This window comes from Caloranaerobacter sp. TR13, from assembly GCF_001316435.1.
In the GTDB taxonomy this organism is placed as follows: Bacteria; Bacillota; Clostridia; order Tissierellales; family Thermohalobacteraceae; genus Caloranaerobacter.
Map to the genome: position 1 here is coordinate 39,547 of NZ_JXLL01000012.1, position 12,899 is coordinate 52,445.

8 protein-coding genes and 1 CRISPR repeat array are annotated in these 12,899 nt (G+C 26.0%); all 8 genes read left to right on the forward strand.

Annotated features, from left to right (window positions below):
• Window positions 1–18 precede the first annotated feature (18 nt).
• The 8 genes from cas6 to cas2 are packed head-to-tail and all read left to right on the forward strand — an operon-like array spanning window position 19 to window position 8,171.
• A complete protein-coding gene (cas6, locus tag TR13x_RS08485; RefSeq protein WP_054871495.1) occupies window positions 19–750 on the forward strand; it encodes a CRISPR-associated endoribonuclease Cas6 in 732 nt (243 codons plus the stop codon).
• Between the two features lie 3 nt (window positions 751–753).
• Window positions 754–2,454: a type I-B CRISPR-associated protein Cas8b1/Cst1 gene (gene cas8a1 / locus TR13x_RS08490; RefSeq protein WP_054871496.1), complete on the forward strand. Its 1,701-nt coding sequence runs from the start codon at window positions 754–756 to the stop codon at window positions 2,452–2,454.
• A complete protein-coding gene (cas7i, locus tag TR13x_RS08495) occupies window positions 2,447–3,331 on the forward strand; it encodes a type I-B CRISPR-associated protein Cas7/Cst2/DevR (RefSeq protein WP_054871497.1) in 885 nt (294 codons plus the stop codon). The genes cas8a1 and cas7i overlap by 8 nt, the downstream gene beginning before the upstream one ends.
• An 8-nt stretch (window positions 3,332–3,339) precedes the next feature.
• On the forward strand, window positions 3,340–4,101 hold the full coding sequence (cas5b, locus tag TR13x_RS08500) for a type I-B CRISPR-associated protein Cas5b (protein WP_054871498.1): 762 nt from the start codon (window positions 3,340–3,342) through the stop codon (window positions 4,099–4,101).
• Window positions 4,102–4,152: 51 nt separating this feature from the next.
• A complete protein-coding gene (locus TR13x_RS08505; RefSeq protein WP_054871499.1) occupies window positions 4,153–6,387 on the forward strand; it encodes a CRISPR-associated helicase/endonuclease Cas3 in 2,235 nt (744 codons plus the stop codon).
• Window positions 6,388–6,401: 14 nt separating this feature from the next.
• Window positions 6,402–6,920, forward strand: coding sequence for a CRISPR-associated protein Cas4 (gene cas4 / locus TR13x_RS08510; RefSeq protein ID WP_054871500.1), 519 nt, complete (start codon window positions 6,402–6,404; stop codon window positions 6,918–6,920).
• Between the two features lie 2 nt (window positions 6,921–6,922).
• Window positions 6,923–7,906: a type I-B CRISPR-associated endonuclease Cas1b gene (cas1b, locus tag TR13x_RS08515; RefSeq protein WP_054871501.1), complete on the forward strand. Its 984-nt coding sequence runs from the start codon at window positions 6,923–6,925 to the stop codon at window positions 7,904–7,906.
• A 1-nt stretch (window position 7,907) separates the two neighbouring features.
• A complete protein-coding gene (gene cas2, locus TR13x_RS08520; RefSeq protein ID WP_054871502.1) occupies window positions 7,908–8,171 on the forward strand; it encodes a CRISPR-associated endonuclease Cas2 in 264 nt (87 codons plus the stop codon).
• 403 nt (window positions 8,172–8,574) lie between these two features.
• A CRISPR array of direct repeats spans window positions 8,575–12,836; the repeat unit is 29 nt; unit sequence GTTTTATATTAACTATGTGGAATGTAAAT.
• Window positions 12,837–12,899 lie beyond the last annotated feature (63 nt).

Below are 12,899 nucleotides of genomic sequence, written 5' to 3' on the forward strand. Positions count from 1 at the left end.
AGGGAAGGAGGTGATTCAATGAAGTTAAGCTGCTCTTATGAATGCGATGTTTTACCTCTATCTTATAGAATGATGTTTGTAAGTTTAATAAAAAAATCACTAGAAAAATCAAATAAAGAATATTTTAATAACTTGTATTATTTTAAAAATAAATCTAATAAGAAAAGTAAAAATTTTTGTTTTTCAGTATATCTAAATGATTTTAAAAGAGAAAATGAAAATTTTAAAGTAAATGGAAAAATAACTTTAAACATAAGCTCGCCAGACCATGAGTTTATGATAAATCTTTATAATGGCTTACTTAAAAATACAGTGTTTGAATATAAAAGCTATAGACTAAAAAAAGATAGAATAAGGCTTGTAAGAGAAAAGAGAATATTAAAAGATAGAGCTATTTTTAAAACATTGTCGCCAATTTACATAAAAGATAAGGTGGGTAATTCTTTATCACCAGAGGATGAAAAATATGAAGAAAATCTTAATTACATATTAGATTTAAGTTTGAAAAATTTTAGAGGATATGGATTAAAAAAAGAAATAAAATTTAAACCAATTAATCTTACTAAAGTTGTAGTTAAGGAAAAAATAGGAGGCTATATTCAAAAAAATAATAATGATTATTTGTATTTAAATTCATATAAAGGTAGTTTTTATCTCGAAGGAGACATAGAAGATTTGAATGATATATATATGCTTGGAATTGGTTTTAGAAGGAATCAGGGATTTGGAATGGTGGAGGTATTAGTGTAGGAGGTGAGAAAGATTAGCAAGATAAGGTTAGAACTTTCAGATTGGTTATATAATGCAGGCATAGTTGGAATAGCCAACATCTTAGAATATAGTGAAAAAAAGTTTGAAAAAAAATTAAATTATATAGAGTTTGATGAAAAGCTATTAGAAAACTTTGAAGAAATGTATTTTAAGTATTTTATAGATAAGTATTTAAAATTCACTTCATGGTATAAGATAGTTAGTTTTGAAGATTATATAATGAATTTTAATGAAGATGAAATAAAAGAAAAAGATATAGAAAAAATAAATTCTTATATTGAATATACCAAAAAAAGACTAACAAGCAGTAGTTATAAAAGTGGGTATTCAATTATTAAATTTGGCAGATTAGATTTGTTAAAAGAAGAGAAGAAATTAAAAAAAATAAAGAAGACAAAAAAGCAAACTATTAAAGATATTATTCCTAATATAAAGGGACAATTAGATATAATTAGTAATATAATATATTTTTTAAAAGAAGACGAAGTAAAGAGAATAATACTAGCAAAAAATATTATATACGATGTAATAGCTAAATTTCTTAAAGATGTAAGTTTTTTGCATAAAAATGCAAACAAAAATGATATGTATGAAGAATATAAGAACTATTTTATAAATAGTATTATCAGTTATATACATGAAGATAAGAATAATTTTAGTTATAATTGTTTTAATTGTAATAGGAAGATTTCAAAATTATCTAAGCCAGCTTCTTATGATTTAACTTGGCTAAATAAAATAGGAGTGGATATGTCTCGAAAAACATCTCATTTTTGGAATTTCTATGGAGATACATTTATTTGTCCTATATGTAATTTGGTATATTCTTGTATACCAGCAGGATTTACAGTAGTAAGAGATAAAGGGTTGTTTATTAATCAAAATTCAGATGTTAAAACTCTGATAAGTATTAATAGTATTGCGATAGACCATAATACTAAGTTTGAGGAATTAGAAGAAAAAAGTTATTATGCTGTATCTGAAAATTTAAAACAAAGTGTAGTAGAAAATATGGAAAAAGAGATAGATAATATACAGATAGTTAAATTAGATTCTAATAATGATAGAAGGCCGTATACCTTTAATGTACTATCAAAGAATAAATTAAAAATCATATATGAAAATAAGAAGTTATTAAGATATTTGGTGAATAATTATGTAAAGACTGATGCAGGGGATTATATTAATGTATATAGCGAAGTTATTAAAAGATTATATGATAACAAAAATCAGTTTGATCTAATAAATAAACTTTTATATCTAAATATGAATGAAAAATTCACTAGAATTGGTAATATAAAAATTATTATTAAAATAAATAATGATTATTTAGGAGGTATTATGAAAGGGAAAATGATTTCTTATAATACTATAGATAAACTTCAACAGTTAGGTTTTGAGCTTAGAAAGGCTTATGAAGTGAAAAATTCAAAAAATAAGATAAATGGTATATCTTATAGATTATTGAATGCACTAAAAACTAAGAACACAAATAAGTTCATGGATACTCTTATAAATGCTTATATGTATTTGAATAAAGAAATACCGATTGAATTTGTTGATGGATTGAAGGATGAAGATAGATTCCAAACATTAGGATATTCATTTTTATTAGGACTTCAAGGAGAAAGTGAGAAAAGAGATTCAAATAAAGAAAATGAGGGGGATGAGATAAATGAATAAAAAAGGTTTAACTGCAAGCTTTATATTTGAAGCTGAAAGTGCAAATTATGGTGAGGGAGTTGGAAATGTTGCTTCATTAAAAAAGATATCTAGAGGTTCAGGAGAAAGTTATACATATATCTCTAGACAAGCAATTAGATATAATATCATAACCCAAATGGGAGAAGATAAAACACCATTAGAATTAGATGGTTCTGTAATACAATTTGCTCCAGATGCAACAATCAAGGATTATCCTGAAATAGATTTATTTGGATATATGAAAACAAAAAAACCAGCTAAAACTCGTTCTGCAGTAGTAAGACTTTCTAATGCAGTGTCATTAGAGAGCTTTAACGCTGATTTAGATTTCTTAACCAATAAAGGATTACTGGATAGATACAATAAACAAGAAAAAGAATTCAAAGATGGCGGTAATATAGCTCAAAGTGAGATACATAAATCTTATTATGCTTATACTATAACTATAGATTTAGATAAAGTAGGAATAGATGAAAATGATGATATAGAGATTCCAAATGAAGAGAAGGCGAAAAGAGTAAATAAACTGTTAGATACTATTAAGTTTTTATATAGAGATATAAAGGGAAGAAGAGAAAATTTGTCACCAATATTTGCTATTGGTGGAGTATATGATATTAAGAATCCTTTTTTTGAAAATAAACTTAAAGTAAAGAACAATAAGATTTTAATAGATACTATAGAAGATGTTTATAGACTAGATGATAATATAAGAGAAAATACTATATGTGGACTTATCAAAGGGATATTTAAAAATGATAGTGATATAGAAGAAAAATTAAAACCACTTAATATGGGTGATTTCTTTAATAAGTTAAAAGAAAGAGTAGATAAATATTACAAAGAAGCTAAGTAGGTGATAAGATGAGAGCTATTAGACTTAGGCTTTATCAAAATTTAGTTAACTATAAGAAACCTACAAGCTTTCAGTTGAAAGAAACTTATCCTCTACCACCTTATTCAACTGTAATAGGAATGATTCATTATGTATGTGGATTTGAAGAATATAAGGATATGAATATAAGCATTCAAGGTAAGTATCATTCTAAAGTAAATGATTTATGGACAAGATATGAGTTCTCATGTGCAGCGTATGAAGAAGGCAGACATAATGTAATAGTAAGAGCTAAGGAGATAAACAAAAAAACAGGAGAAGAAATTGAAAAATCATATGGAATAATAAAAGGAGTTTCTACTGCAGAACTTTTAGTAGATGTAGAGTTATTGATACATATAAAACCAAAAGATGAAAAGTTATTGGAGTTAATTTATGAAAATTTTATAAATCCCAAAGAGTATATTTCTTTAGGACGAAGAGAGGATATTGTTAGAGTTGATGAGGTAAAGATAGTAGAAATAAATAACGAGGAGTTAGAAGATTGTTCAATTAAGTTAGGTTATGATGCATATATACCTTTAAATATGTTTTGTAAATCTGATTTTCCTTCCAATGCAACTATATATACTCTTAATAAAGTTTATAACAAAATAAAAATAAAGAAAAATACTATTATCAGGAAATGGGAAAAGGTTAGAGTAATTCATGGAGTTATGAATAGAAATGAAATAACTGAAGGATCGGAAATATACAAAGACGAAGATAACAATTTAGTTTTTTTCGCTTAAAGATAGGGGATTAACCCTATCTTTAAATTTAATGGAAGGGGATAGAGGGATATGGATAATCTATTTCTTGCAAAAACTAAAGATAAAGAAAGTATTGTAGAACATACAAAAGAGTTATTGTTTCAATTTGGTAAACTAAAAAGTATATATCCAAATATTAAATATCTAGATTTGGAAATTTTAAGAATTGCTTGTATATATCATGATTTAGGTAAGATGAATACTAAATTTCAAAATAAGCTGTATAGGAAAATGGGATTAAATGAATTAAAAGATGATTTGCCAGAGATAGAGGAGATTCCTCATGGGTATTTAAGTCCTGCTTTTTTACCAAAAAAGAAGTTAGCAAAAAAGTATAGTGAGGATGAGTTAAGAGTTTTATATCAAAGTATATATTATCATCATAATAGACCAAAATTAGAGAATTCAGATTTTATAAAAAAGATTGTAAAAGAAGATTTGGAAAAATGGAGAGATTTATTTGAATTTGATGAAATAGACAAAACAGAAAAACTATATAAATCATATTCGAGATACGTAAATAAATATAGACGAATAATATATGGAGAAGATGAAAATGAAATTTATTACAAATATATACTTACTAAAGGATTACTTAACAAGTTAGATTATTCAGCAAGTGCCCATATACCTGTTGAGGAACCTAATAAAGATTTATTTGAGAAAACATTAAAATCAATAGAGGATAGTGGATATAAACCAAATGAATTACAACAATATATGATAAAGAACCGAGATAATAATAATATAATAATTGCTTCAACAGGTATAGGTAAAACAGAAGCAGCTTTATTTTGGATAGGAAATAATAAGGGATTTTTTACATTACCTTTAAGAGTTTCTATAAATGCTATATATGATAGGGTTAAAGATAAAATAGGATTTAAGCATGTAGCATTACTTCATTCTGATACATATTCTGAATACTTAAAGAGAAATGATGATTTCGATATTGATTATTATGATAAAACAAAACAGTTTAGTATGCCACTTACTATATGTACATTAGATCAACTTATAGACTTTATATTTAAGTATGAAGGATTTGAATTAAAACTTGCTACCTTAGCTTATTCAAAACTTGTAATAGATGAGATACAAATGTATTCACCAGATATGATAGGATATTTAATTGTAGCATTAAAATATATTACGGAAGCTGGAGGAAAGTTTAGTATAGTAACTGCTACATTACCACAGATAATATTAGATTTTATGAAAGAAGAGGAAATAGAGTTTAATGAACCTGTAACCTATTGTAAAAAGGAAAAAGGAAAGGTACAGCTCAGACATAAAGTCGAGGTAATAGAAGAAAGTATAAACATAAATCATGTAGTAGAAAATTGGAGAGACAAAAAGATATTAATCATAGTTAATACGGTAAAAAAGGCACAAGAGATTTATGATGAATTAAGTAATAAGTTGCCAGATGCTAATGTTAATTTATTACATAGTAGGTTTATAAAAAAACACAGGGCATTAAAAGAGAGAGAAATATTAGAAATGGGTGATAGAAATAATAAGGAAAGTGGTATATGGGTAACTACACAAGTAGTTGAAGCTAGTCTTGATATAGACTTTGATGTATTATATACAGAGTTATCTGATATATCTGGTTTATTTCAAAGAATGGGAAGAGTATATAGAAATAGAACATTAAAAGATAATGTAACAAATGTATATGTATATACAGGTAAAGATACATATACATCAGGAGTAGGTAATAGTGATAAATCTATTATTGATCCCAAAATATTTCAATTATCTAAAGAAGCTATAAAAGAATTAAATGGACAGAAATTAGATGAGGAGTTGAAGATGAAAATAGTTCAAAATGTATATTCAAAGGAAAAATTAGAAGAAGCTGAATACTATAAAAAAATTAGGAATACAATCAATAAGATTAAAAATATAAGGGAATTTGAAATAGAAAAGGTAGATGTTAAACTAAGAAACATTTTAAACGTTCCAGTTATACCTAGATGTATTTATGATAAAGATATAGATTTTATTAAAGAATGTGAAAGTATTGTAAAGACAAGTAAGGATAGAAAAAAAAGAGAATTGGCAAAAAATAACATTAAAGAATTTGTAGTAGATATACCTCTATATATGTTTGAAGATGCAAGAAGAAATGGACGTATAGTAGATTATATCGAACTAGGTAGATTTAATAAAATACCTGTAATCGATTATAACTATAGTTTTGAAATAGGATTAAAAAAAGATTTGAACGAATTTGATGTTGAAATGCAGTTTTTGTAAGGTAAGGTGATATAATGGAATTTGATTTAAATAATTTTAAAGTTCAAGGAGTAAAAGTAAATTACTATTATATATGTAAAAGAAAACTATGGTTATATTCAAAAGGAATAACAATGGAACAAAATAGCGACAGAGTAATGATAGGTAAATTAATTCATGAAAATTCTTATAAAAGATTAAAGAAAAAAGAAGTATTAATAGATGATATGCTTAAAATAGATATTTTAGATAATGATTATGTAAGAGAAGTAAAAATAAGTAGTAAGATGACAAAAGCAGATAAAATGCAACTTATATACTATTTATATTATTTAGATAGTTTAGGAATAAAGAAAAAAGGATTAATAAACTATGTAAAAGAGAAAAGACAAGAAGAAATAGAGCTAACTGATGAATATAAGAGGGAAATCGAAAAAGCTTTAATTGACATTAAAGAAATTTCACAAAAGAGAAAACCTCCTGAATTGGTTAAATTACCATATTGCACGAAATGTGCGTACTACGAGTTTTGCTTTGCTAAAGAGGAGGTGTAGCTATGTCAAGAGATTTTTATATATTTAGCAATGGAAGGTTAAAAAGAAAAGATAATACAATATACTTTATAGATTGTTTAGAAAATAAAAGAACATTACCTGTTGAGCAGATAAACTGTATTCACTTATTTGGAGAAATAGATTTAAATTCTAAACTTATAAACTATTTATCACAGTACGGAATAATGCTTAGCTTTTACAACTATTACGGTTATTATTCTGGTACTTATTATCCAAGAAAAAAGAATGTTTCGGGTTTTACAGTAGTAAATCAAGCAAATCATTACAATGATTATGAAAAAAGACTTTATATAGCAAAATCATTTGTAGACAGTGCTGTTCATCACATACTTAAAAATATGAGAAGACATAAAGAAGGAATAGAAGATTTAATAGAGAGAATCCAAGCTGAGAGGAAAAACATAGAAAAAGTACAAAGAATCGATGAACTAATGGGGATAGAAGGAAGAATAAGAAAAAGTTATTACAAATCATTCAATAAAATATTAAAATCAGATTTTGGTATTGAAAAAAGAAAAAAGAGGCCGCCAACTGATCCAGTAAATGCAATGATATCTTTTGGGAATAGTTTAATGTATACAACTGTATTGTCTGAAATATATAAAACACAGCTAGATCCAACGATAAGTTTTCTTCATGAGCCATCAGTTAAAAGATTTTCGTTAGGATTAGATATTTCAGAAATATTTAAGCCTCTCGTTGTTGATACAATAATATTTAGTTTAGTAAATAATAGAGTAATAACATTTGATGATTTTGATATAGATGAAGGAATATGTTATTTAAATGAAAAAGGTAGAAAGAAATTTATTTCAGAGTATGAAAGAAAACTAGGTACAACTATAAAACATAGGAAACTGAAAAGGAAAGTTTCTTATAGAATGTTTATAAGATTAGAATGTTATAAGCTTATTAAACATTTCATAGGCGATGAAGAATATAAACCTTTAAAGGCTTGGTGGTAATATGTTTGTGATACTTACGTATGATGTTGGTGAAAAAAGAGTTAATAAAGTTAGAAAAAAATTAAAAGAATATTTAATTTGGACACAAAATTCAGTATTTGAAGGGGAAATAACAGAAGGAAAATTGAAAAAGTGTCTTTATGAGGTAAATAAAATTTTAAATAAGCAAGAAGACTCTCTTTATATTTATGAAATTAAAGCATCTAGTCATATAAAGAAAAAAATAATTGGTATTGATAAAAGCTTTGATGATATTTTTTTATAATCCATAGGGAATTATATACTTTGTTAAATTGTGAATGATTTAAAATATAATTTCCGTTTATGGATATGGGCAAAATCTACCTTATAATTTATTTAAATCGAAAATTTTGTTTTAACCATAATTTTTAGTATAATGGTATGATAGATGATGAGATTTATTAAATAAGTTTTTGAAAAGTACTTTAGGATTTTGCTTTAAATCATAATTGAGAAATTCTAAAGTTGCAGTAAAGTAATTTTAATTAAAAAAGTTATGAAACTCAAGAAATATCTTAATCAAAAGGCAATTAATTTATATTACATAAAACACTACTACAGCTTTACTGCAAAAATACTAATTATAATTAAATTAAAATAAGCTGTAAACTTTTAAAATTCTTATAAGTAGCTATTATAAAAATGGGGTTTTATATTAACTATGTGGAATGTAAATGTATAACTATTGGAAATTCCATGACATCATCATCACGTTTTATATTAACTATGTGGAATGTAAATGACACAACCGATAAATATATAGCTGGTGATGATGATGTTTTATATTAACTATGTGGAATGTAAATTTATTCTTTTTAAACTTTTCATATTCTTTCTCTCTTTCGTTTTATATTAACTATGTGGAATGTAAATAAGCGTTTCTGTTCTGTATTCTGCTAAAATCTTAAGGTTTTATATTAACTATGTGGAATGTAAATGTATTTGTCCATACTGCCATACATAGTTCATCATCTAAGTTTTATATTAACTATGTGGAATGTAAATTTCTATAATATTCATCTTGCAATTCAAATATCAAATTGTTTTATATTAACTATGTGGAATGTAAATCTTTTCTTTTAGGAATTGCAGAATACCAACTACAATAGTTTTATATTAACTATGTGGAATGTAAATGTAGAAATTGTTGAGGGACAAGCACCGTTACAAGTAGGTTTTATATTAACTATGTGGAATGTAAATAATTCAACGTCTTACTAGTCAAAGTAACATCAATCAAGTTTTATATTAACTATGTGGAATGTAAATAACTGCTTAATACTCCAATTGTGCTTATATGAATTGTTTTATATTAACTATGTGGAATGTAAATCCCAACCGACGCTATTAACATTGTTCGTATCTCATAGTTTTATATTAACTATGTGGAATGTAAATGCATAATAGTCGACAATAACATCTACATTTAAAGTATAGTTTTATATTAACTATGTGGAATGTAAATCATAATGCGAAAGTATAAAGTGGTCCATGATTAAGGGTTTTATATTAACTATGTGGAATGTAAATGGAGCTAGCGTGTCGGCAATTCTTACAACTTCCCTAGTTTTATATTAACTATGTGGAATGTAAATTATAATGCATAGGTGGTGATATAATGCCGGTATTCTATGTTTTATATTAACTATGTGGAATGTAAATGGAATTACGTTAGAGCAAGAAGTACAAGCGAAATTAGTTTTATATTAACTATGTGGAATGTAAATCGTTGTTGCAATTCTGGTACTGCTATATATTTAAGGACGTTTTATATTAACTATGTGGAATGTAAATGATGTGTATTATGTAGAAGTAGATAATGAAGAAATGGGTTTTATATTAACTATGTGGAATGTAAATAATTGTTTTTCTACTTCTTCCGCATAAGGTAACATTTTAGTTTTATATTAACTATGTGGAATGTAAATCCGCTAAAATCAATCATTCTTACCCCTCTTTTCCTTTGTTTTATATTAACTATGTGGAATGTAAATTTCTAGTTGTTCCTTTTTCTTCGTCTATTTCTATTCGTTTTATATTAACTATGTGGAATGTAAATTTTGGCGGCTCAAACATTTTAATTCTTTCAATAGCAAGTTTTATATTAACTATGTGGAATGTAAATAGCGAATATTGACAATACGCTTATGACTCAATCTAATCGTTTTATATTAACTATGTGGAATGTAAATCAGCCTTTTCGTGAAGATCATCTCTCATTACTCCAGTTGTTTTATATTAACTATGTGGAATGTAAATGGGTAAAATCTTATCCTTATTCCTTCTATTGTCCCGGTTTTATATTAACTATGTGGAATGTAAATTTGCATTTTTTACACTCTTTAAATTTTGAATATTTAAGGTTTTATATTAACTATGTGGAATGTAAATAAACTTCTCGCAATTCTTGCTATACTAACATTTTGATAAGTTTTATATTAACTATGTGGAATGTAAATTACGCTGAACAAGACTATGATGTAAATACAATAGTTCGTTTTATATTAACTATGTGGAATGTAAATTTACAACTATAAGAAGCAATTGCTAGAATTTTTTTGCGTTTTATATTAACTATGTGGAATGTAAATATTATTGCATCATGGAAATAGTTGAAAGAAGAATAGACGTTTTATATTAACTATGTGGAATGTAAATCATTATATTAAGAATGTTTATAATGGAAAAGAATACGTTTTATATTAACTATGTGGAATGTAAATGCGAAGCCTCTAAACGTGGCAAAAGGGCAAAGAAAAAGTTTTATATTAACTATGTGGAATGTAAATAGGGCAAGCTGTGGAAATATATAATATAACGAATAAAGCGTTTTATATTAACTATGTGGAATGTAAATCTAAAAAGAATTGACAATTGTACGAACAAATGTTATAAGTTTTATATTAACTATGTGGAATGTAAATTGAAGATTTTTTGAAATTCACTTGTATGAGCAAGAGCGTTTTATATTAACTATGTGGAATGTAAATTCGTTATTTATCATGTATTTTATATACTTATTTCTTTGTTTTATATTAACTATGTGGAATGTAAATTCATAATTTTCACTCATAGTTTCTTTGTCTTGTGCTGTTTTATATTAACTATGTGGAATGTAAATTATCATTGGGGTGCAGGAAAAACAATGCCTTTAGACCCAGTTTTATATTAACTATGTGGAATGTAAATGTTCTATGCTCAAGCTATTTTTTAAATTATCCCTTTGTTTTATATTAACTATGTGGAATGTAAATGGACAAGCTATAGAAATATATAATATAACGAATAAAGGTTTTATATTAACTATGTGGAATGTAAATTACCATATCAACACTATACAAAGTAATACGCCCCCCAGAGTTTTATATTAACTATGTGGAATGTAAATGATGTAAGTGTGGTAAGTAATTATTATGATGATTATAGTTTTATATTAACTATGTGGAATGTAAATATGTTTCCTGTATTACCCGCTAAGTCTTTAATACCTTGTTTTATATTAACTATGTGGAATGTAAATGAAGAATTATTGGAAGAATTAGAAGAATTGGAAGGGTTTTATATTAACTATGTGGAATGTAAATTCAAAAAATACACAGGTTATTTTCACACGACCCCCACCGTTTTATATTAACTATGTGGAATGTAAATTTAGAAAATCCGGAGGAACTAAAAGTTAAGGTATCTGTCGTTTTATATTAACTATGTGGAATGTAAATGTCGAAATTGTTGAGGGACAAGCACCTGTTACAGTAGTTTTATATTAACTATGTGGAATGTAAATCATGACTTTGTCAGGTTTTTTCTCAAGATATTCAAAGTTTTATATTAACTATGTGGAATGTAAATCATGACTTTGTCAGGTTTTTTCTCAAGATATTCAAAGTTTTATATTAACTATGTGGAATGTAAATGCTGATCTTATTGGTTTATTACTCCAGGTGCGTAAAGAAGTTTTATATTAACTATGTGGAATGTAAATCATGACTTTGTCAGGTTTTTTCTCAAGATATTCAAAGTTTTATATTAACTATGTGGAATGTAAATGCTGATCTTATTGGTTTATTACTCCAGGTGCGTAAAGAAGTTTTATATTAACTATGTGGAATGTAAATAGTATCGGATTTATATTGCTAAAAGTGTAGGAGATAGTTTTATATTAACTATGTGGAATGTAAATAGATGGGAAAGACATGAAGAATTAAAGGTGATAGAAGTTTTATATTAACTATGTGGAATGTAAATAGTATCGGATTTATATTGCTAAAAGTGTAGGAGATAGTTTTATATTAACTATGTGGAATGTAAATAGATGGGAAAGACATGAAGAATTAAAGGTGATAGAAGTTTTATATTAACTATGTGGAATGTAAATTAAATTCTTCGTTTAGTTTTTCAATATCTTCTTGTGTGTTTTATATTAACTATGTGGAATGTAAATCTACTTCTAAAAAACTATCTGTCAAATGAAGTTCATCGTTTTATATTAACTATGTGGAATGTAAATGGGTAAAAAAAAGGTTTATAAGTAGTACAAATTATGGCCAGTTTTATATTAACTATGTGGAATGTAAATGAAATTCTTCGTTTAGTTTTTCAATATCTTCTTGTGTGTTTTATATTAACTATGTGGAATGTAAATCTACTTCTAAAAAACTATCTGTCAAATGAAGTTCATCGTTTTATATTAACTATGTGGAATGTAAATGGGTAAAAAAAAGGTTTATAAGTAGTACAAATTATGGCCAGTTTTATATTAACTATGTGGAATGTAAATGGCGCTCCTGCTTCTTCTTCAAGTATATCTGGGTCAGTTTTATATTAACTATGTGGAATGTAAATGAATTTTTATGATGTTTTACAGAGCTTAACCAACCTGCGTTTTATATTAACTATGTGGAATGTAAATGTGGTCTATTGTAGAATCTTCTTGATATTTCTCTGGGTCGTTTTATATTAACTATGTGGAATG

What these genes read in the sequence shown, in the direction of transcription:
- cas5b (WP_054871498.1), top strand. Translation starts at nt 3,340, where the DNA reads ATGAGAGCTATTAGACTTAGGCTTTATCAAAATTTAGTTAACTATAAG.
- cas2 (WP_054871502.1), top strand. Translation starts at nt 7,908, where the DNA reads ATGTTTGTGATACTTACGTATGATGTTGGTGAAAAAAGAGTTAATAAA.
- cas6 (WP_054871495.1), top strand. Translation starts at nt 19, where the DNA reads ATGAAGTTAAGCTGCTCTTATGAATGCGATGTTTTACCTCTATCTTAT.
- cas7i (WP_054871497.1), top strand. Translation starts at nt 2,447, where the DNA reads ATGAATAAAAAAGGTTTAACTGCAAGCTTTATATTTGAAGCTGAAAGT.
- cas4 (WP_054871500.1), top strand. Translation starts at nt 6,402, where the DNA reads ATGGAATTTGATTTAAATAATTTTAAAGTTCAAGGAGTAAAAGTAAAT.
- cas1b (WP_054871501.1), top strand. Translation starts at nt 6,923, where the DNA reads ATGTCAAGAGATTTTTATATATTTAGCAATGGAAGGTTAAAAAGAAAA.
- TR13x_RS08505 (WP_054871499.1), top strand. Translation starts at nt 4,153, where the DNA reads ATGGATAATCTATTTCTTGCAAAAACTAAAGATAAAGAAAGTATTGTA.